General features: G+C 37.1%; 19 protein-coding genes. 1 reads left to right on the top strand and 18 read right to left on the bottom strand.

Annotated elements, in window-relative coordinates; all coding sequences use genetic code 11:
* Nucleotides 1-66: 66 nt before the first annotated feature.
* The 16 genes from dnaI to ACHABW_RS05740 all read right to left on the bottom strand — a co-directional run bounded on the left by dnaI (nucleotide 67) and on the right by ACHABW_RS05740 (nucleotide 18,211).
* Complete coding sequence (gene dnaI / locus ACHABW_RS05815) at nucleotides 67-1,008, bottom strand: primosomal protein DnaI (RefSeq protein ID WP_435754467.1); 942 nt, start codon at nucleotides 1,006-1,008, stop codon at nucleotides 67-69.
* Nucleotides 1,009-2,424: a replication initiation and membrane attachment family protein gene (locus ACHABW_RS05810; RefSeq protein ID WP_435754466.1), complete on the bottom strand. Its 1,416-nt coding sequence runs from the start codon at nucleotides 2,422-2,424 to the stop codon at nucleotides 1,009-1,011.
* Between the two features lie 93 nt (nucleotides 2,425-2,517).
* On the bottom strand, nucleotides 2,518-2,982 hold the full coding sequence (nrdR, locus tag ACHABW_RS05805) for a transcriptional regulator NrdR (protein ID WP_110934891.1): 465 nt from the start codon (nucleotides 2,980-2,982) through the stop codon (nucleotides 2,518-2,520).
* Between the two features lie 29 nt (nucleotides 2,983-3,011).
* Nucleotides 3,012-3,422: a DUF1499 domain-containing protein gene (locus ACHABW_RS05800; RefSeq protein ID WP_435754465.1), complete on the bottom strand. Its 411-nt coding sequence runs from the start codon at nucleotides 3,420-3,422 to the stop codon at nucleotides 3,012-3,014.
* A 235-nt stretch (nucleotides 3,423-3,657) separates the two neighbouring features.
* A complete protein-coding gene (gene speD / locus ACHABW_RS05795; RefSeq protein ID WP_110934889.1) occupies nucleotides 3,658-4,047 on the bottom strand; it encodes an adenosylmethionine decarboxylase in 390 nt (129 codons plus the stop codon).
* A gap of 233 nt (nucleotides 4,048-4,280) precedes the next feature.
* Nucleotides 4,281-5,306 (bottom strand): glyceraldehyde-3-phosphate dehydrogenase, encoded by a 1,026-nt coding sequence (locus ACHABW_RS05790; protein WP_435754464.1) that lies wholly within the window; start codon nucleotides 5,304-5,306, stop codon nucleotides 4,281-4,283.
* 217 nt (nucleotides 5,307-5,523) lie between these two features.
* Nucleotides 5,524-6,129, bottom strand: coding sequence for a dephospho-CoA kinase (coaE, locus tag ACHABW_RS05785; protein ID WP_435754463.1), 606 nt, complete (start codon nucleotides 6,127-6,129; stop codon nucleotides 5,524-5,526).
* A 31-nt stretch (nucleotides 6,130-6,160) separates the two neighbouring features.
* On the bottom strand, nucleotides 6,161-6,802 hold the full coding sequence (gene ytaF, locus ACHABW_RS05780; RefSeq protein WP_435754462.1) for a sporulation membrane protein YtaF: 642 nt from the start codon (nucleotides 6,800-6,802) through the stop codon (nucleotides 6,161-6,163).
* Between the two features lie 139 nt (nucleotides 6,803-6,941).
* Complete coding sequence (mutM, locus tag ACHABW_RS05775; protein WP_435754461.1) at nucleotides 6,942-7,769, bottom strand: DNA-formamidopyrimidine glycosylase; 828 nt, start codon at nucleotides 7,767-7,769, stop codon at nucleotides 6,942-6,944.
* Between the two features lie 81 nt (nucleotides 7,770-7,850).
* The gene (gene polA / locus ACHABW_RS05770; RefSeq protein WP_435754460.1) at nucleotides 7,851-10,481 is read right to left on the bottom strand and encodes a DNA polymerase I; all 2,631 of its coding nucleotides are present in this window, start codon (nucleotides 10,479-10,481) and stop codon (nucleotides 7,851-7,853) included.
* A gap of 307 nt (nucleotides 10,482-10,788) precedes the next feature.
* Nucleotides 10,789-12,573 (bottom strand): two-component system histidine kinase PnpS, encoded by a 1,785-nt coding sequence (pnpS, locus tag ACHABW_RS05765; RefSeq protein ID WP_435754459.1) that lies wholly within the window; start codon nucleotides 12,571-12,573, stop codon nucleotides 10,789-10,791.
* Nucleotides 12,566-13,282, bottom strand: a complete 717-nt coding sequence (locus tag ACHABW_RS05760) for a response regulator transcription factor (RefSeq protein WP_435754458.1) — start codon at nucleotides 13,280-13,282, stop codon at nucleotides 12,566-12,568. The genes pnpS and ACHABW_RS05760 overlap by 8 nt, the downstream gene beginning before the upstream one ends.
* A 450-nt stretch (nucleotides 13,283-13,732) precedes the next feature.
* Nucleotides 13,733-14,671 (bottom strand): malate dehydrogenase, encoded by a 939-nt coding sequence (gene mdh / locus ACHABW_RS05755; RefSeq protein ID WP_435754457.1) that lies wholly within the window; start codon nucleotides 14,669-14,671, stop codon nucleotides 13,733-13,735.
* 215 nt (nucleotides 14,672-14,886) lie between these two features.
* Nucleotides 14,887-16,152: an NADP-dependent isocitrate dehydrogenase gene (gene icd / locus ACHABW_RS05750; protein WP_435754456.1), complete on the bottom strand. Its 1,266-nt coding sequence runs from the start codon at nucleotides 16,150-16,152 to the stop codon at nucleotides 14,887-14,889.
* An 88-nt stretch (nucleotides 16,153-16,240) separates the two neighbouring features.
* Complete coding sequence (gene citZ, locus ACHABW_RS05745) at nucleotides 16,241-17,356, bottom strand: citrate synthase (RefSeq protein WP_435754455.1); 1,116 nt, start codon at nucleotides 17,354-17,356, stop codon at nucleotides 16,241-16,243.
* Nucleotides 17,357-17,740: 384 nt separating this feature from the next.
* Nucleotides 17,741-18,211 (bottom strand): DUF441 domain-containing protein, encoded by a 471-nt coding sequence (locus tag ACHABW_RS05740; protein ID WP_110934878.1) that lies wholly within the window; start codon nucleotides 18,209-18,211, stop codon nucleotides 17,741-17,743.
* Between the two features lie 196 nt (nucleotides 18,212-18,407).
* Between ACHABW_RS05740 and ytvI the strand changes: the two genes are divergently transcribed.
* Nucleotides 18,408-19,517, top strand: coding sequence for a sporulation integral membrane protein YtvI (gene ytvI, locus ACHABW_RS05735; RefSeq protein ID WP_110934877.1), 1,110 nt, complete (start codon nucleotides 18,408-18,410; stop codon nucleotides 19,515-19,517).
* 97 nt (nucleotides 19,518-19,614) lie between these two features.
* On the opposite strand, the gene ACHABW_RS05730 is transcribed toward ytvI, so the two are convergent.
* Nucleotides 19,615-20,028 (bottom strand): FxsA family protein, encoded by a 414-nt coding sequence (locus tag ACHABW_RS05730; RefSeq protein ID WP_435754454.1) that lies wholly within the window; start codon nucleotides 20,026-20,028, stop codon nucleotides 19,615-19,617.
* Between the two features lie 256 nt (nucleotides 20,029-20,284).
* Nucleotides 20,285-22,039 carry a pyruvate kinase gene (gene pyk / locus ACHABW_RS05725; protein ID WP_435754453.1) on the bottom strand — a complete coding sequence of 585 codons (1,755 nt, stop codon included), beginning with the start codon at nucleotides 22,037-22,039 and terminating at the stop codon, nucleotides 20,285-20,287.
* Nucleotides 22,040-22,069: the final 30 nt, after the last annotated feature.

Raw genomic sequence — 22,069 nt, 5'->3', positions numbered from 1 at the left:
TAGAAGTTGTAATTTTAATCTCATTCAAGGTAAAACTGATCGACTTGCCTTTCACTTAGCTCGGATTTATCGTTGATTCCGCTTGTTTTCGCCTTTCATATCAATTACTTCATTTAAATGTTTTACGCGTTCTAAAATACGTCTCGCCTTTAATTGATCAACTTTTTCAACGCCACCTCTTTGCGTGGAAGAGAGATGTATCTCTAATTCACTTAAATCAAAGTTTGACGTAAAGATTGTCGGGAGTTTTTCCATCATCCGGAACTGTAGTATAGCCCCTAAAATATCATCTCGGATCCAGTTTGACATGGTTTCCGCACCAATATCATCCATAATTAGAACAGGTGCTCTCTTGACCATATCCATTTTCCCTTGGTATGAACCATCAGAAATCCCATTTTTCAGTTCACGAAAAAAGTCCGGCGTATACACAATCATCGTTGTTACTTCTTCGTCGGCTAAATAATTAGCGATTGCTCCGACAAGAAATGTTTTTCCCACACCAAATGGTCCATGAATATAAAGGCCTTGACCGTCTTCGCCAGGATCGACTGATGCACAAAAAGCCATCGCCTTTGTAAAAGCGTTTGTCCTCGATGAATTGTCTTCATGAAAATCATCGAAGCTTACTTGCGTCATTTCTTTCGGTAGGTAAAGACTTTGCACAAAGGAAGCTTGTCTCTTTCGCTCCTCATCTTTTTTCTTCAATGAACAAGGTTTATATTGATTTTGAATTTCCCCGCGGTAAACATTCAAATCTGGTTGAAATCCTTGAATTAAGTTTGGACAGGCGTCTAGTCCGGGACATTGATCACAGTTGTTCCACTGTTGAGTAAATTGATAAAGTTCGTTGATTCCTTTTTCTATATTTTCATTAGTCATTTCCGGATTTTTATCGAGAAATAATTTAATACGATGGTTTTGCAACGTATTCTTCTTCAGTTGTTCAAATCGTTTTTCAAAACGGCCACCTGAAAACTGTTTTATTGACTGCTCAATGGAATCCATTTACGATTCCCCCTTTTGCTGCTTCTTCTTTTTTAACATTTCACGAAATTTCGCGGCTTCCTGCTTTGCCTTTTCCAAGTCTTCATCTGAACCTTGGTTCTTTTGCCAACCTTCTTCATCTTTCATCCATTTCGGAAGAGGTTCTTGTTTTACCGCTCCCGCATAGGCTGTTTTATTAGCATAAGCAGGTTGAGGATTCTTTTTAAACTCTTTGCTTTTTTGATTTTCTTTTTTAGCCAGTTCCATTGCTTCCTTCACTGTACGAATCTTTTTTCGTTTCCAATGATTAGCTATCTTGAAGGCAAGAGCTTTAGATAGTTTTTGATCATTCACCCTGAAAATATAATCTAGCAATACGTTAACAACACCTGGAGATAGCTTATATTCAAAGATCAGCTTTTCAATAATATCCATGTCACCTTCGTAGATCTTCGCTCCATCATTTAATTCTTCTAAATATTCGATCGGCGCCGTTGATTCAAAATAGAGGATAGTATGCTCTTCCTGCGTTTTAGGAGGTCCCGTGAAGCTTTTTTCCGTGTCACTTTGTTTCCTTAAACCTAACCGTGGCGGTTCATCCTTTTCGTTCATACGATACCTGCGCTTCGCCTGTTCCCGCAACTGTTCCACATCTAATTGATCCGTATGCAACATCGCATCTTGAACCATATTCGCCATATCCCTGGGCTCTAATTTATACATAAAGGCTAATTGATAGATTAACCGTTGACTGGTTTCTTTCTCTACTTCTTCCTTTGGAACAAAAGTAGGCAAATATGCTAGTAATTGTTGAAAATCAAATTCTTCCTCTGACATAGAATAAGAGGGTTTTTCACTATTTTGTCCTAATAATGGCACCTCAGAGAAAAGATTATCACTCATTTCCGAAGATCCACTTCTTATTTCTGATGGGTGGATCGAGGTGAAAACTTGATTAAAACCTTGCGTCACGTTTTCTAACCCTTCTGTCACTACATCATTTATTTGAAAATACGCCCGCAATTCACGATATTGTTCCTTACTGCCAATTTTATTATAAAGAAAAACACTTAAGAGGTCATCATGAAAAAACGCTGCCGGATTCATAGGTGAATGAATATAATAATAATAAACATATTCTTCCTCTTCTTTCTTCCGGAAAACGGTTAATAATCCTAACGCTTCTAATTTCTTTCGTTCTGAAAAAAGAAGGTCCAAGTGCTGTCCTGTAAAGGTCATTAAAGACTTATGAGTTCTTTCGATTTTTTTATCAGCCTGTTTTTGCACGTCTAAAGAAAGAGTCATATACAAGCTATAAGCTACAGAACCAATTAGTGGCTGGTAAAGTAACGTTAATACATCATGATCCCATGTATGTATACTATCTCTCATAAAAGCAATATAACGATTTGAAGGCAATACCTCTTTCCAATGCATTGTTATTTCACCTAATCCTTTTAAAGGCTCTGTTCATGATAAATTATGTTAAAGTAGCGAAAAATGGAGCTTTTATGCTCCATTCTAATGAATCTATTTCTTATTTTCACGGTCAATAAGATCTTTTAATTCATCAACAAATACGTTTATGTCTTTAAACTGACGGTAAACGGAGGCGAACCTGACATAAGCCACATCATCAATAACTACTAAAAACTCCATTACTTTTTCGCCAATCTGATGACTGCTAACTTCAGAATATCCTTGATTACGAAGATCTCTTTCAACATCTTCAGCAATAATTTCCAGTTTCTCCAAAGGAACCGGACGTTTTTCACAAGCACGAATCAAACCTCTTAATAGCTTTTCACGATTGTATTCTTCTCTGTTTCCATCTTTTTTCACGACAATTAAAGGTGTTTGTTCCACTCTTTCGAATGTAGTAAAACGATAGCCACAGTCCTCACACTCTCTCCGGCGTCGAATCGAACGGCTCTCATCACTTGGTCTTGAGTCTAAAACCCTTGTTCCATTGTGTTGGCAACTAGGACATTTCATGTGGCACACACCTCGTTTCTATCACTGTCTTACTCCTTGGTTAATTTGTCTCCTAGACTTGTCCCAACGAAAGGCAACCTTGAATCAAGTTCCTTATATAATTCCCGAATCAATTTACCACTGTAACCAAAATCAGTAAATATGATGGTATCCGTAGATACAGAAAAATCAATGGCGGTCCTGAAAGGTCGAACCATGATCACTGTGACAACCATAAATGCTTTTTTGCCTTTTTTGATACGAACGATGACTTCCCCATGTTCCTCTGAAATAGAAGTAACTTCATAGCCTTGCTTGGCACCAAACATTACCTCTAATTCTTTTATAACTTTATCCTTTGTCGTTTTATAATAGTGCGTTTTCAGTGTTTCATCAAAATGGTTTTCTTTTGTTTCCGTACCCGAACTGAAAATCTTATTTATTGTGTCTTTAAAACCCATTTATCATCCCACCTTATCACCTTAAGCATAGCAAGAAATAAGGAAATCTTCAATTGAAAATGTATACATTGTCATGGTAGTTATTATGAATGAGATACTATTTTTCCCGATAGTGTCGAAAACTAGGATATTTATATAGAATGTGAAAAACGCGTAGCGTCTTTTATTTAGAATTTCTTACCTTTCAACAAAAAAACAACGCCTTGTCCATTTACGAACAAAGCGCCGTTTTTAATTAAGAATAAGCTTGCACTACTTTGCTTTCTCCAACTCGAATTGGGCCCATGCCTCTTGGCACCTCTACAACTTCGGTTGTTTTTGCACTTAAAGCTTTGGAAATGTATTCGGAAGCTATATTTGGATCTATTCGATCTCCACACGTATATACATCTATACTAGCGTAACCGTGCTCCGGAAAACTGTGAATTGTTAAATGTGATTCACTAATAATGACAACTCCACTTACTCCATAAGGAGCAAATTTATGAAATGCCACTTCCCTTACCTCGGCGCCCGCTTCTAAAGCTGCATCAACGAATAATCTTTCGATATACTCAATGTTATTTAATTTATCTATGTCACAACCCCATAATTCTGCGATAATGTGACGGCCCATTGTTTCCATTATAAATCCCCCTTTTCCATATTAAAAAATCATGCCTTCAAATACATGCAGGAATCAATATTACTGGGGGAAAGTTAGTCCAGAGAGGTCCTAACCCTTTAAGTAATCCAGATCCCTTCTGTTACTTTAAAAACGAAGTTCACGGATGAAATTATACTTTGTTTGAAGGTCTTTTGCAAATGATTTTTTTACAGAAAAGGAGAAAATAGATCCTTTTGTAACGATTAAAGGCGTTAAGAAACGTAATTTTTAGATTTTAATTGGAGGCTATTCCCAATATATTTTGTTAAATCAACAATTCTACACGAGTATCCCCATTCATTATCATACCATGCCAGAACTTTTAGAGTTTTATCATGCATTATCGTGCTAAGACCATCAACAATGGAGGAATGCTCATTTCCATTAAAATCTGTAGAAACTAGTGGCTCATCTGTAAAAGACATAATACCTTTCATTGAATCTTCAGCTGCTGCTCTCAAGACTTCGTTCACCTCTTGTGCAGATGTCTTTTTGTTAACGTTTACCACTAAGTCAACTAACGATACATTTGGAGTCGGTACTCGTAATGCCATACCATGAAGTTTCCCTGACATGGCAGGGAGAACCTTACCAATTGCTTTTGCAGCTCCAGTAGTCGTAGGGATGATCGACTGACCACATGCCCGAGCTCTTCTTAGATCCTTGTGTGGATTGTCAATATTCCGTTGATCATTTGTATAGGAATGAATAGTTGTCATCATTCCAGACTCAATTTCAAAAGCATCATTTAACACGTTTACTACAGGTGCAAGGCAGTTTGTCGTACAAGAAGCATTAGATACTATATGATGCCGATAAGGCAAGTAGTCTTGATGATTCACTCCAAAAACAATTGTCAGATCTTCATCTTTACTAGGTGCGGTTATGATGATTTTCTTAGCCCCTGCTTCAATATGCATAGCAGCATCTTTTTTCGTCGTAAACATCCCCGTCGCTTCAATTACAATATCTATGTCTAACTCTCTCCATGGTAATTCTCTTGGATCTCTGTTTTGGCTGAGATTGATACGGCAGCCATTTAGTAAAAGGTGCTCTCCATCTCTCTCGATATTCTTCTTAAACGGACCATGCACCGTATCATATTTAATTAAATGCACCAACGTTTCTGCAGGATATAGAGCATTTATTGCTACAACCTCAATCCCACTTTCTTCAGAGCACTTCCGAAAAACCATACGACCTATTCTTCCAAATCCATTAATAGCAACACGAATCATTAAGCATCCCTCCGAATTATATATGTTATACTAATTACCTAATTACTGCTTTTTAGTATAACATATATTATTAAAAATCTGCCATTTTGTTTGTTTTAATTTATTCTTTTCTATATAATTGTTTTGTTTTAAAATAATTGTTTATTTCAGAAAAAAAAACCGTGAACGATATTTTTTCAAACTAGTAGCCTAAATAATGAAAAAAGGAGAAAGCTAATTAGCCCTCTCCTTTCTGCAACTTATGTAAAAATTTCTTCACTTGAAGCTCTGTTTCAGAGAAACTTCCTGAATTATCAATAATATATGATATACGGTCATCTTTCTTTTTTTCCGTTATTGGAATTTGAGATCGTATTCGGTGGTTAGCCTCTTCTTCTGTGTAATTGTTTCGCTCTTCCAATCTTGTCCGTTGGATTTCTTCCGGAACAAACACAAGCACTACTTTATCTGTTAAATAAAACAGGTTACTTTCAATAAGCAAAGGGATATCTAAAATAATAATAGGATATCCCTTTCGCTCTAATTGTTCCGCTTGATCTTTCATGTTGGCTCGAACAGAAGGATGGACGATCTCGTTTAACTTTTTTCTCATATCATCGTTTTTAAAAACGATTTCACCTAGTTTTGCACGGTCAATCGTTTTATCTTCTTTTAAGATTTCCTGTCCAAATGCTAAAACAATCTCCTCATAGGCCTCTTTTCCGGGAGTAACTACTTCCCGGGCTACTAAATCCGCATCAATAACCGGGATTCCTTCTTTTTTGAAGAGGTTTGATACGGTACTTTTACCGGTCGCAATTCCACCCGTTAACCCAATTATCATAATGCCTTTCCTCCTTAGTTTTTAACTAGGTCTATATTTTCCAAAGCCCAAGAATGATAAGTAAAAGGCCTGGTAAAAAGGTAAGTCCATTTATGTTGGAAGAGGTCATTAGTTTTTCGCCACTTAGTTTCCCTAAAGTTAAGAATAACCCGCACATGAACGCTACACTTACAGCTAATATGAGTGGAGACACACCAAGCAAAGCCGCACCTAACCCTGCACCAAAAGCATCCAATGATAGAGCGATCCCTAAAAGAACGGCTTCAGCCCCGGTAATGGAGCCCGAATCATCTAAATCTGCTTCCATAGGTTTACGTAAAATACGGATAACAATACCCAACTGTTTTAATTCAACATTCACGACCATCTTCTCTTCACTAATACCTTTTTTCTTACTGACCAAATGATGTCGAAAAACTTGGAACATTGCAAACATCCCAATTCCTATTAAAAGAAATCCTCCAAGTCTTTCCGCAGCTGCTACAGACAAATAGCCACCAAGACTTACTCCGACCCACATTGCTAATAACACAGAGGCTGCGGAACATCCCATTATAGATAGTATGGAGATAAACGGTAGTTTCATCTTTCTCAATCCGTATGTTACGCCTACCCCGAAGCTATCCAAACTAACTGCAAATGCTAATATTAAAATGGGCAACCATTCAACCATGGTAAGAACTCCTTTCGCATACTAAGTACTAAGCTACGTTAGTATATGGCAGGAGCCCATCCAATGTACTTGGGCGTAAATGAATTTATAAAGGAACTAAATTTTACTTTAATTAGCTACAAGCACGTTTTGCTTAAAATTAACTCGGCTGGCAGCTTGGACACGTATGCGTACCTCTGCCTCCAACCACAGTCCTTATGATCGAAGTATCGCAATCATGACACGGTTCTCCCTTACGTCCGTAAACATGAAGGCTTTGCTGAAACATTCCCATTTGACCTTGTCCGTTGACATAAGACTTTATTGAAGAACCTCCCATATCAACAGCTGCCTGAAGGGTGCCTCTAATCGCAATGTATAATCGTTCACATTCTGCAATGGTTACATTACTAGCTGGTTTCTCAGGATGGATTCTTGCTTGAAAGAGTGCTTCATCAACATAAATATTGCCTAGTCCTACTAAAATCGTCTGATCCAACAGTGCTGATTTTACTGCCCGGTTCGTGCGGTGCAGTCTAGTAAATAAGTCTTCCTTGGAAAATTCACTCGTCAATGGTTCTGGTCCTAGCTGGGACAATGGCAGTCTCTCTAATTCAGTTCCAATCGGAAACAAGTGCATCGTTCCAAATTTCCTGACATCTCCATATCTTAATTCCTTTCCACTCTTAAAGCGAAAACGTACATGAGTATGTGGCGCTACTTCTTCCTCACATGGATAAACTCCATATTTCCCTTCCATCCTCAAATGAGAAACCAATGTATAATCATCCAAGTATATGAGTAGAAACTTTCCTCTTCTTGCAATGGATCTAATCGTCTGTCCTGCTAACATTATCTTAAATTCCTGAACATCATCGGGATGTTTAATCATCTTTGGCCAGCCTACTTCAACTGATTCAATGGTTTCTTCTATTACTAATTCTGCTAACGTCCGTTTCACTGTTTCTACTTCTGGTAATTCAGGCATTTCTGTCACCTTCTCTAATAGCTTCTAAGTTCCATTCAAGGGTTTTTACGTTTTGAACAAAACAAAGGTTATTTTTCTTATTTATTTTGCATCATACCATGTTGCACCATACGAGACATCTGCTACTAGTGGAACATTCAGCTTTACAGCGTTTTCCATAACATCTAAAACAATCTTGTTCATTTTTTCTATTTCTTTTTCTGGAACTTCAAAAATAAGCTCATCGTGCACTTGTAATAGTAAGGTGGATTCCATTTGTTCTTCTTCTAATCTTTCTGCCATATCTACCATCGCTTTTTTGATAATATCCGCTGCACTTCCTTGTATCGGGGTGTTCATCGCTGTTCTTTCTGCAAAACTTCGCAGATTGAAATTACGGCTCGTAAGTTCAGGCAAATATCGTCTGCGATTAAGCATCGTTGTTACAAACCCTTTTTCTCGAGCTTCTTCCACAACGTTCTCCATATAATCTTTCACTCCAGGATAGCTTTCAAAGTAACGCTCAATAAACACCTTTGATTTTTTACGAGTAATACCAAGGTTTTGGGAAAGTCCATAATCACTAATACCGTAAACAATACCAAAGTTCACAGCCTTAGCTGTTCGTCTCATATTACTTGTTACATCTTCAGCACTAACCTCAAAAACGTCCATTGCTGTTTTTGTATGAATGTCGATACCCTCACTAAAGGCTTGAACAAGGTTTTCATCTTTCGATATATGAGCCAGTACTCTTAGCTCAATTTGAGAATAGTCTGCCGCCAAAATATAGGAGCCTTTCTCTTCAGCCACAAAAGCATGACGTATTTTTCTCCCCTCTTCCAAGCGAATCGGAATATTCTGCAGATTTGGTTCTGTAGAACTTAGTCTGCCTGTTTGTGTTAGTGACTGATTAAAAATCGTGTGAATTTTTCCTGTTTTCTGGTGAACTACTTTTAACAATCCTTCTATATACGTTGAGTTTAGTTTTCCTAACTGCCGATAGTGAAGGATAAGAGGAATCATTTCATGCTGGTCCTTCAACTGCTCTAATACCTCAGCAGATGTGGAATATCCTGTTTTCGTTTTCTTGACCACGGGCAATTGAAGCTTATCGAAAAGAATTTCTCCAAGTTGTTTCGGTGAGTTGATATTAAATTCCACGCCTGCAAGCTGATGAATTTCTGATTCCATTTTATTCAATTTCCCAACAAGCACTTCACCCATGTTTTCCAGTTCTTCTTTATCGATAGTTACACCATTCATCTCCATGTGTCCTAAAATAATGGATAGTGGCATCTCTAATTGCTCAAACAATTCCTGCTGCTCATTTTCCTGAAGTTCTTTTATCAAGTCATGTTTCAAATCAAGCACTGCCGCGGCTTTTCTTCCGATGTGCTGAGCCAATATCTCATTTACCGGTACTTGTCGTTTCTTTCCTTTTCCATAGATTACTTCATCAGTTTGTACTTTAAGGCTTTGTTTTCGATTCGCTATATCAGCCATTTCATGAGAGCTTGCTGAAGGGTCAATCAAATAAGAGGCTATTTGCACGTCAAAGACAACCCCATCTAGTCGAATGTCTTGCCAGCCTAATAGCGCCACTCCTCGTTTTGCATTAAAGATATATTTTTCTTTGTCAGGATCCGCTGCCCAATTTTTGAATACGTCACTTTCCATTGCAACCTCCGCAGGGAAATAAAACGCTCCATTATCATTCGCAACAGATAGCCCAATAATTTCAGCTTGATGATAGTTCTCTCCTAGTGCTTCAATAACGAGAGCAGATGGACTGATTAACATGTCATCTGTTACTTCTTCCACTAATTGAATGTCCATATCCTCTATCTCTTCTTGAGCAACTGCTTCACCAGAACCGATACGATCTAATAAAGAGGCAAATTCTAACTCTTTAAATAGCTCTATTAATTTTTCTTGATTTCTTTCTCCCAGTTCCAACGCATCTAGCTTCACATCAACAGGAGCATCAATCATGATCGTTGCAAGCTCTTTACTCATAAAAGCTTGTTCTTTGTTTTCAGTTAAGTTTTCTTTTAGTTTTTTTCCGGAAATTTCGTCAAGTGATTCATATACACCTTCAACTGTCTTATACTGTTTCAAGAGCTTAAGAGCTGTTTTTTCTCCAACTCCCGGTACACCGGGAATATTATCGGAACTATCACCCATTAACCCTTTCATATCAATAATTTGGTTAGGTGTGATTCCATATTTTTCATCGACTAAAGATAAATCGTATGTATCTACATTCGTGATGCCTTTTTTAGTTAAGGAAACATGCACTTTATCTGTAACGAGTTGCAGTAAATCTTTATCACCAGTGTAAATCTTCACATCCCAATCTGGGTCTTTTGCAGTTTGAGTAGAGAGTGTTCCAATAATATCATCTGCTTCATAATTAACAACTTCAAAGTGCTGGATATTAAAAGCTTTAAGCAAATCTCTCATTACTGGTAACTGTTCAGAAAGTTCGGGCGGAGTTTTCTGTCTCGTCCCTTTATACTCTTTAAACGTCGAGTGACGGAACGTCGTTTTTCCCGCATCAAATGCTACCAGCATATGAGTCGGTTGTTCGTCTTCCAATATTTTTAACAGCATCGTCGTAAAACCGTATATTGCATTTGTATAGACACCTTTGTTGTTATTCAATAACGGTAGCGCGAAAAATGCTCGGTATGCAATACTGTTTCCATCAATTAAAATTAACTTTTTCATTTTTTAACCCCTTTTCTGTTCCTATTCCATAATGCTATTTTATCACGAAAGCTTCTAGAAGAACAAAAGCTAGTGTGATCTTTAAAGCCACCACTATTTAAGCTCAAGGGCGAACTTCCCTTGATGCGTGTGGCGTAAAGATAGCTGTCACCTTATAAATTCTTACCTTGTACAAAAAGGAACAAAACTCGTGGAGAGCTTTTGTTCCTTTCATGGGGTGTGAAACTAATGACTCCTTTAGTAGGTCGAAATGTGTAAGATAATATAGCGCACGTGTAAAGATTTTATTAACGTCCATTCCTATCAATCACATACTTTTTGATTCTTTTTTTTCCTTTAAAATGACCAAACGAAAAACGGTTCCTCTGCCTAAATCACTGTCTACGGAAAGCTTTGCACCATGAGCTTCAGCTAAATGTTTAACAATGGCAAGACCTAGTCCCGTCCCACCTGAATTTCTGCTTCTAGCTCGCTCTACCCGGTAAAAACGCTCGAATATTCGTGGGATCTCTTTTTTATTAATTCCAATTCCAGTATCTTCTACTTCCATTAGTACCGTTTCAGCCTGTTCCTTTACTCGGATTGTGATGATCCCTTCTTCAGGTGTATAAGCAATTGCGTTAACAATCAGGTTAATAAGTACTTGCTTTAAACGGTGAGGATCAGCTTCTACCCAAGTATCCCCTTGTATTTTTGTTTCAATTCTCATTTTTTTAACCTTGGCTTTATCATTAAGAATCAAAAGAACATCAGCAATTAATGACTCAATATTAACTTTCTGCCAATTAAGTTGAAAATGATCTCCTTCTATTTTTGATAACTCCAGTAAATCTGAGATTAATCCTTCTAATCTTTCCGATTCATTGGCTATGATTGTTAAGAATTTTTTACGTAGCTTTTCATCATTCATAGCACCATCCAGCAAGGTTTCCGTAAAACCTTTTAGCGACGTTACTGGAGTTTTTAGTTCATGCGAAACGTTAGCAACAAAATCCTTTCTAGCCTGTTCTAACTTTTTTAACTCCGTAACGTCATGGAAAACCAAGACAATACCCTTTAGCTTTTCATCATGTCCAATTATCGGGGCCCCATGAACATCAACATGGCGGAAATATATGCCAACAGGAATTTTTATTTGCCGACGAGTTCTTTTTTCCGATAAAAATATTTCCTGAATGAACTTGTTAACGTATTTATGTTTAATTACTTTATAATAGAGATTATTTTTCCACTGATCTGTATTCTCATCAAATATATCTTTGCAAGATCGGTTGACGAGAGTAATGTCTCCTTTTGTGTTAATCAAAATGAGCCCACTACCCATGTTCTCAATTAACGTTTCCAATCTTTCTTGCTGGATTTCATACGTATTTGTTATTTGTTGAAGATTCTCTGCAAGAACATTTATAGATCGGTTTAACTCCCCTGTCCGATAATCAGAAACATCAAACGTTCTTGCTTGAAAATTCCCTTTTGCAAGTTCATTAGAAACTCTTCTTGCTTCTTCCACTGGTTTTACCATCTGATTTGTAATCTTGGTTGTTAAAAGAACAATAATGACAAATGCAAGAAAAAATGAAACGATTAGGAACGTCCAAATACTTTGATACACCGAATTTAGTTCATCCATAGCTAAACTTAAACGAAGATAACCCCTTACTTCTCCATTATCCTCCAAGGGAATAGCATAATAAAGCAACTCCTCATTAACCGTTTTACTAACCCTCACAGATCGTCCTGCAGTACCGTTTTTGATCACTTCCTGGATTTCTGGTCTCGATAGTCTATTGTCCTGATCTTCGAGATTACCTGTACTCTCCGCCAATGCTTCGCCTTGCGCATCCATAATCGTGATACGAATGTCTAATCGTTCTGCTAACTCAATGACTGTATTTTGTAAAACTTCTGTCTCATTTAACTCAATGTCTTCTATGTGATAAGCGATGGCTAATGATTCTTTTGCAATTCGATCGTTCATACCTTCTAAGTAAAAATCTTTAAATAGTGGGCCTAATATAGCACCTAAGCTTGCAAGTACAATTAGGATAATCAACGAAAGTGGTAAAATAAGTCTATATTTATAACTACTCATGTTTTGGCGGATCCTCTAATTTATAGCCTAATCCTCTAATCGTTTTTATATAAACTGGCTTTTTCGTATTTGGTTCTATTTTTTCCCGTAAGTGACTAATATGAACATCGACAATTCTAGTATCGCCGACAAATTCATAATTCCACACAGCATTTAATAGCTGGTCTCGCGTGAGAACTCTTCCCATGTTATTCACTAAATAAACGAGCAACTCAAATTCCTTAGGAGTAAGTTCTAAGGGCTCATCTTTTAAATATACCTCGTAATTGTCGGGAAATATATTTACATCACCTATGGTCAATTTAAGGGATTTGACTTCCGTTTCATTTGTGGAGGACTGCTTCCCTGAACGTCTTAATATCGCTCTCACTCTAGCAACTACTTCTCTTGGACTGAATGGTTTTGTTAAATAATCATCTGCTCCTAGCTCGAGTCCAAGAACTTTATCAAACTCATCATCTTTTGCAGTTAACATAAGTATAGGTGTCATTATTTTGTTTTGCCTTAACTCTTTGCACACTTCTAGTCCATCGATTTCTGGAAGCATAAGATCTAAGATAATTAAATCGTAAGCATTCTGCATCGCTTTTTCAAGTCCCAACTTCCCATCCATGGCCGTAGTAACTTGAAAACCTGCTTGCTCAAGATTAAATTGAAGTAATGTCAAAATGGATTCTTCATCATCTACAATTAGTAGTTTTTGTGCCATTTTCGTTCCCCCCAGATTGCTTTGTCTGATAATTCATCAAAGCTATTTATCACATTTTTAGTGACACTGTCTTTTTTATCTTACTACAAATAGCACCTTTCACAAAGATTTCTTTTGAGTAATTCCCAATTTTTTCATTCTTTATTGTATGCGATGTAAGTCATATTTAATGGTTTGAATCATAAAAACGCGTAGCGCCTTTTATGATGTACAGCGTGATCTTTAGCCACCACGAGTAGCACCTATGTATTTGCGTGTAGGTGCTAGTTGCTAAAAAAAGCCCCATCTTTGTGATGAAGCCATTCCTTCTATTTACCTCTTTATACTACTTGATCAGCTGCATTTAATCCTAAAATTTTTTTATCCATAATCTTCTCGGCTGGTCTAAACCTACACTAGCTTACCTCATAAAAAAAATCCGATATATTATCGGATTTCTTAAAGAAAAACTTATTTCACAAGTTTCATTACTTCTTTAACAGAATCAACAGACTTATCAAGAGAAGCTTTTTCATCCTTGTTTAAATCGATTTCGAATATCTTCTCAATACCATCTCCACCAATGACAGTCGGAACACCTAGATAAAGATCTTGATAACCATATTCACCTTCTAGATAGGCAATAGTAGGGAGAATACGTTTCTTATCTTTCAGGATTGCCTCTACCATTTGTACAATAGATGCTGCAGGAGCATAATAGGCACTTCCATTACCCAGAAGATTAACTATTTCTCCTCCACCTTTACGAGTACGTTCTACAATAGCATCTAAACGCTCTTTGGAAATTAAGTTTTCTAAAGGAATACCTCCAGCAAAACTGTATCGTAACATAGGTACCATATCATCACCATGACCACCTAAAACGAAACCAGTTACATCTTCCACAGAAACATTTAGTTCTTGTGCAACAAAAGTATTGAATCGGGCCGTATCTAATACTCCAGATTGTCCGATAACACGATTCTTAGGGAACCCTGATTCTTTGAATACTGTGTACGTCATTGCGTCAACAGGATTTGTAAGAACGATAATGAAACAATCCGGTGAGTATTTTACAATTTCCTTTGTAACGCTCTTCATAATACCTGCATTCGTACTAACGAGGTCATCACGACTCATCCCGGGTTTTCTAGGGATTCCGGCTGTAATAACAACGATATCAGAATCAGCAGTGTCTTTATAATCAGAAGTACCAACGATATTAGCATCAAATCCTTGGACAGGGCTAGCTTCGAGCATGTCTAAAGCCTTCCCTTTCGTTGGATCTTCGCTTTGTGGAATATCCACTAGAACAATATCTCCCAGTTCTTTTTGAGCAGCCATTAATGCCGTAGTCGTCCCAGTGAAACCGCCACCAACAACAGTTATTTTTCTACGTTTAATTGTCATCTCTATCGCACTCCTCTTCTTATTACGTTTATTATGAAAGAAGTCTTTAAACAGGTTATTACCATAAAATCTCACATCAATGCATGAGTAGCTCCTCCAGTAACAGATAATTATCTATTACTGCAGAAGCTCTTTCACACACCGGATTTATCATTGCTTATCTATAAAATCCAGCTTGTAGATAAGCAAACTTTATTTATTTTTCACTAACACTCTTACAAGTTTTTAATTAGAGCATCTCCAAATTCAGAGCACTTCACTTCTGTTGCTCCATCCATTAATCGAGCGAAATCATAGGTAACAGTTTTACTTGCAATTGTTTTATCCATAGAGTTCTCAATTTTATCAGCAGCTTCTCCCCAACCAAGATGACGAAGCATCAGTACACCCGACAAAAGCAATGAAGAAGGATTTACTTTATCTTGTCCAGCATATTTCGGTGCAGTACCATGAGTAGCTTCAAAAATTGCATGACCAGTATCGTAGTTAATGTTCGCTCCAGGAGCGATACCGATTCCACCTACTTGAGCAGCTAGTGCATCGGAAACATAATCTCCGTTAAGGTTCATCGTTGCTACAACATCAAACTCTTTTGGACGAGTTAAAATTTGTTGAAGGAAGATATCGGCAATAGAATCTTTAATGATAATTTTGCCTTCAGCTTCTGCTTTAGACTGTGCTTCATTTGCTGTATCTTTCCCTTTTTCTTCAACGATACGATCATATTCAGCCCATGTGAATACTTTGTCACCGAATTCTTTTTCAGCTAATTCATAAGCCCAAGTTTTAAAAGCACCTTCTGTAAACTTCATAATGTTTCCTTTGTGAACAATCGTTACACTCTTTCGGCCTTCATCAATTGCATACTGAATAGCAGCTCTCACAAGACGATGAGTTCCTTCTTCGGAAACAGGCTTAATTCCAATTCCTGAAGTTTCCGGGAAACGAATTTTAGTAGCTCCCATTTCATTTTGTAAGAAATCAATAAGTTTTTTCACTTCATCTGTACCTTTTTGGAATTCAATTCCAGCATAGATATCTTCAGAGTTTTCACGGAAGATTACCATATCCGTATCTTGTGGTCGTTTAACTGGAGAAGGTACTCCTTCAAACCAACGAACAGGACGAACGCACGAATATAAATCAAGTTCTTGACGAAGTGCTACGTTTAACGAGCGGAATCCTCCACCAATTGGCGTAGTCAAAGGCCCTTTGATCGCGATAATATATTCACGAATTGTATCTAAAGTTTCTTCAGGTAACCATTCACCTGTCTTATTATGTGCTTTTTCACCAGCAAGAACTTCTTTCCAATGAATCTTTTTCTCTCCGTTATAAGCTTGTTCAACTGCTGCTTCAATGACACGAGATGCAGATTTCCAGATATCTGCGCCAATTCCATCACCTTCGATATAAGGGATAATTGGTTCATTTGGTACATCTACAACACCATTGTTTACTGTAATTTTTTGTCCTGACATAAAAAAATACCTCCTATTAATTATATGTAATTAAATTATTGAGAGGAAAAGGAATAGCTCTTCCCTTCCCACCCAATTATAACATATCTTATCTGTTTTCCATTGGAATCCACTTTTGTTTATCTGGTCCTGTGTACTCAGCGCGTGGACGAATCAAACGGTTATTATCAAACTGCTCTAAAATATGAGCGATCCAACCGGACATGCGACTTACTGCAAAAATCGGTGTGAAAATATCGTGCTCAATACCGAGGCTATGATAAACGGATGCCGAATAGAAATCAACATTGGGGAGAAGTCCCTTTTCATTTGTGACAACTTCATCAATTTTCACACTCATATCATACCACTTGGATTCTCCAGTGATTTCAGTGAGTTGACGAGACATTTCTTTTAAGTGTTTCGCTCGTGGATCTCCATCTTTATATACTCTGTGACCAAATCCCATAATCTTTACTTTACGCTCTAAAGCATCTTTAATATAGGGTTCTGCATTTGAAACATCACCGATTTCAGAGAGCATTGCCATTACTTGTTCATTTGCTCCACCATGAAGAGGGCCTTTAAGGGCACCAATTGCAGCGGTAATTCCAGAATACATATCAGATAATGTAGCCACACACACTCTCGCAGTAAACGTTGAAGCGTTCAACTCATGATCGGCATGTAGAACTAATGCTTTATTGAAAGCTTTTACTGAAATATCATCAGGTTCTACTCCATTAAGCATATAAAGGAAATTAGCTGCAAAACTTAACTCTTCTTTTGGAGCTACAGGTTCTTTGCCTTTTCTAATTCTTGAGAAAGCTGTTACGATTGTTGGAATTTGTGCTTGAAGTTTGACTGCTTTTTTAAGATTAGCATCTTTGTCCTGGTTATCCGCATCCTCATCAAATAATCCTAAGTTAGATACAGCTGTTCTTAAAGCTGCCATCGGATGTACTTGATCAATCGGATAAGTTTTCATTTGCGCTAATACAGCGTCCGGAACTTTTGAAGCTGCTGCTAATTCTTTTTGGAAAGCGTCTAATTCCTCTTTATTAGGAAGTTTTTTATTCCAAAGAAGGAAAACTACTTCTTCAAAACTAGCGTGATCCGCTAAATCGTCAATGTTATACCCATTGTAAGTCAAAACTCCGTCAATTATAGAACTCACACTCGACGTAGTAGCAACTACACCTTCTAATCCTTTAGTCGTACTCATACTATCTCTCCTTTACATGAAATATAATTTTTTCTCATTTTAAGCCGGTTACTAAGGTCTAAAGAAAAATGAATCAATACTGCATTTTGAATGGTAGAATATCATTCACGCCAGTCACCTTTAAAATTCATTATCCTAAAATACTTTTGTGTAAACATTTTCTTCTATTACCGAAGAAAACTAAGCGAAAGATAATTGATAGCGGTTACGTAAATTGTTAGAAATGAAATTCAAACATTCTTCATCTTCTATGTATTTGACCTTATTCCTATCTATTATACCATTTATGAAACTTTTGTGAACGTAAACTTTCAAAACAATTAAAGATGCAGACTTATACTATTATTTTAATTTGTTTATACATTCACATTAATCCGTTGCTCTTCAACCTCCAAAAGAAGAAAAAAAATCTGCAATTCTCATTGCTAGGTAAGCAATACCAGCACCTATTAACGGTCCAACGGCAACACCATTAAAGACAGCAACTGCCAGTATTGTTCCAAATACTAACGCGACCGTAATATGAGGGTCTGATTTTAACAACTCAATGCCATTTGCAGCAATGACTGCGACTAGTATTCCAGAGGCAAGCGCAATCCAAGCATAATACGATTTCATCGCATCCTGTAGCTCCCTGAATCCAATTTCCCCGGTCACTATTGGAACCAGCACTGCAATCGTAATAATCGTAACTCCTATATTAATCCCTTTTTGTTGAGCTATCGGCAGAATTTTATCACCAAGACCACTAAATTTTACAACTAATAAAAATGTCACTGCTATGATAAGTGATTGATTTTTAGCAAACAATCCGATCGCTAAAAGAATCAACATAAATATAGTGGGCTGGCTCATCAAATTCTTCCTTTCTATTCCTACTTACTCCGATATTTTATCATATATCACTAAACAAACACATTATCTTGCATTTCCTTAATTTTAATAAAGCTTGTTTCATATCTTTATTTACCAAGCATAAAATACCATATCAAAAGAATACGCGTTATTCACGCTAGTTACGTATAAATCTTTTTAAAGGAGACAACAAATAATGAGTTCTTCACGAAGGCCTATTGAATGGGGACGTGTATATATACTACTGGGAACAATGATAGGAACTGTTTTAATTATTCTTATCTCCATTATCTATTTTTACCCATTTTTAATTGCTATTGCTTTTTCATTACTGTTTCTCCCTTTCGTAAACTATTTAGAGAATAATTGGAACTGGAATCGTACAAGTGCTACTCTGATCATTATTAGTATTTTTATCTTAATTTTTCTAGCTCTCACCACTTTTATAATCGCTGAATTTGTACAAGGGTTATCCCATTTGATGAAAATATTACCCCCCCATATAGAAGAGAGTACAGAAGTGATACATCTTTGGATAGATAATGTTATTCTGCCCTTCGTAACCGATTTAACAAAATTTTCTGCAGGATTGGCAACAGATACTAGAGCAACGATAGATTTATCCCTTGATCAGCTGTTTAGTAATGCAGGAAATCAAATTGGGGAGTTGATACAATACGTATTAGCTAAACTGCGGAATTTTTTTATTTCTCTTCCTCACGCTTTTGCTATGATCTTATTTTCGTTACTTGCGTCTTTCTTTATAACGAAAGATTGGCCTCGTCTGATGTATTTTATTGATAAGTACCTTCCTCTAAAAGTGAATCACCTTACAAATAATGTTTTTCACGAATGGAAAAAGGCAATGGGAAGCTATTTATTAGCACAAGCGACTCTTGTTATCATTACTGGTTTGATCGTGTTAGTAGGTTTGTTAATTTTAAAAGTTGAATATGCTTATACAACCGCCCTGCTTCTTGCCCTGGTTGATATTGTTCCTTATGTAGGAACAGGGATTATATTTATACCTTGGATTATTTTTTCTTTTTTCAATGGTAGTTGGAGCATGGCGATTGGTCTGTCTATTCTTTACGGAGTAGTCGTTGTCCAGAGGCAAGTGTCCGAGCCAAAATTGATCGCCCATCATATGGGAATGCCTACACTACTCCTTTTATTTACGATGTTTGCTTGTTATCAATTTCTGGGTTTTATCGGTGTTCTGTTCGGTCCATTTCTGTTAATGATTATTCAATCATTTATTAGAGCAAACGTTTTACAAGAAATATATTATTTTATTCGTCCTTAGTGACTATTATCTTAGAGAAACATGGCGGTATTATCTAACTTAACACTTATATATATTCTCAATTAAAAAAGCCTCAAGTTACTAACTTGAGGCTTTTTTAGCGTTTTCTATTCCAGGGATTGTTAGAAACAAAAACAACATTTCCTGATTTCATTGCTCTTTGTATGAATTTTAGCAAGAAGCCCTTGAAAACTGCCCTTGTTTGTGGAATTAATAGAAAAAAACCGATTGCATCTGTGATAAAGCCTGGAGTTAATAAAACAACTCCTCCAACTAGAATACAAATACCATCTAACAAGACTCCACTAGGCATCTGACCTTGAGAAGCCTGCATTTGAGCTGTCCTAATAGCATTCAAACCTTCTTTCTTAGCTAACGTAGCACCAATAATTCCGGTAAGGATGATTAAAATAATCGTCATTGGAATACCGATCACATTCCCTGAAAGTATTAATACAAAAATTTCCAAAGCAGGAACTACGATTAAAAGTAACAAAAATATTTTACCCATTGTTTTCTTCCTTTCAATTTCAAGTAACTTTTATAGAATAAATCTTTGAAAATGGCTGTTACCTAAAAGATTGATGCTTCTAACGCAAAGCGTCTTTTGTTAAATACAGCGTTATCTTTCGCCACCATCAAAGCTTCAAGGACGCCCTTCCCTTGATGATTGTGGCGTAAAGATAGCTGTCATCTTATACTTTCTTACCTTCTAAAAAAATGTCACCAAAGATCTCTGTGACCTTTGATGACATCCTTATTATATATTATAAAATACTTGCATGCCCTTTGTAAATCTTTCCGTGTGTTCCATCTACCGTTATTTCATCACCGTCAGTAAACATTTGAGTAGCATTTTCAACGCCTACAATAACAGGTACTCCAAGATTTAAACCGACAACTGCTGCATGAGAGGTTAGTCCACCTTGTTCTGTGATAACTGCAGATGCCTTTTCAAAGGCAATCATCATGTCACGATCCGTGCTTTTCGTAATAATGATGTCCCCTTTTTGTGTTTTAGCAATTGCTTCTTCCGCGGTATTTGCAACAACCACGTTGCCTGTAGCCGATCTTCTTCCAATACCTTGACCTCTAGCTACTACTTCTCCAATAACATGTACTTTTAAGAGGTTTGTAGTACCCTTTTCTCCAATTGGAACACCAGCTGTAATTACTACTAAATCACCATTTTTCACGAGACCACTTTTAAGCGCTCCATCGACTGAAAGTTGTAGCATTTCATCTGTAGATTCCACTGTTTTACCGACCTGAGGAAAAACTCCCCAAACTAGAGCTAGAGAGCGACAAACGCGCGCACTATGAGTAACAGCAATAATAGGTGATTCCGGTCGATACTTAGAGATCATTTTTGCTGTATGTCCACTTTGCGTTGCTGTCAATATAGCTGCTGCATGCAAATTTAATGCAGTATGGGAAACAGATTGACTGATAGCTTCTGTGACAGTATGCTCACTTTCTTTTGATATTCTCTTAAGAATGTCTTCATGCTCCAATGCTGTTTCTGCCTTTACGGCGATATTTCTCATCGTAATAACAGATTCTACTGGATAAATCCCTGCTGCTGTTTCTCCAGAGAGCATAATTGCGTCAGTGCCATCAAAAATAGCATTCGCCACATCACTTGCCTCTGCACGGGTTGGACGCGGGTTACGCTGCATGGAATCAAGCATTTGCGTAGCAGTTATGACCGGCTTCCCTAATCTATTACATTTTTTAATAAGTTCTTTTTGCACTAAAGGTACATCTTCAGGAGGAATTTCAACACCTAGATCTCCACGCGCAACCATTAATCCGTCAGATACCTCAAGAATTTCATCGATATTATCGACACCTTCTTGGTTTTCTATCTTCGGAATGATTTGAATGTGGTGTGCGTGATGTTTTTCAAGTAATTCACGTATTTCTAATACATCAGAAGCTCGTCTTACAAAAGATGCAGCAATAAAATCTACATCTTGTTCAATACCAAACACAATGTCACTTGCATCTTTCTCAGTAATACCTGGAAGGTTTACACTGACATTAGGTACATTCACGCCTTTTTTATTTTTAAGAACACCACTGTTAATAACTTCGGTAATTAACTCACCTTCACCAATTTCTATCACTTTAAGTTCAATTAAACCATCATCTAAAAGGATTGTTGAACCTACATGAACGTCATTAATTAAGTTCGGATAAGAAACTGAAAATTGATCTTTATTACCTATAATTTCAGTCATTGATACTTTCACAGTGCTGCCTTTAATTAACTCAGCTACTCCGCCTTCTAGAGTTTGCGTTCGGATCTCCGGACCTTTCGTATCCAAAAGAATGGCTACGTTGTGGCCTGTTTTTTCAGCTACCTCACGGATATTTTTAATACGCGCACCATGCTCTTCGAAGTCGCCATGTGAAAAGTTAAGGCGTGCTACGTTCATTCCCGCAGCGATAAGATCTGTTAATTTTTCTGGTGACTCACTTGCTGGTCCGATTGTACATACAATCTTTGTCTTTCTCATTGTAATTCCTCCTTTAAATTCTAACTCTTT

The organism is Salipaludibacillus sp. CF4.18 (assembly GCF_051262595.1).
Taxonomy (GTDB): domain Bacteria; phylum Bacillota; class Bacilli; order Bacillales; family Salisediminibacteriaceae; genus Salipaludibacillus; species Salipaludibacillus neizhouensis.
The sequence above is the reverse complement of the archived record's forward strand: the minus strand, read 5'-3'. Positions and strand labels throughout refer to the sequence as shown.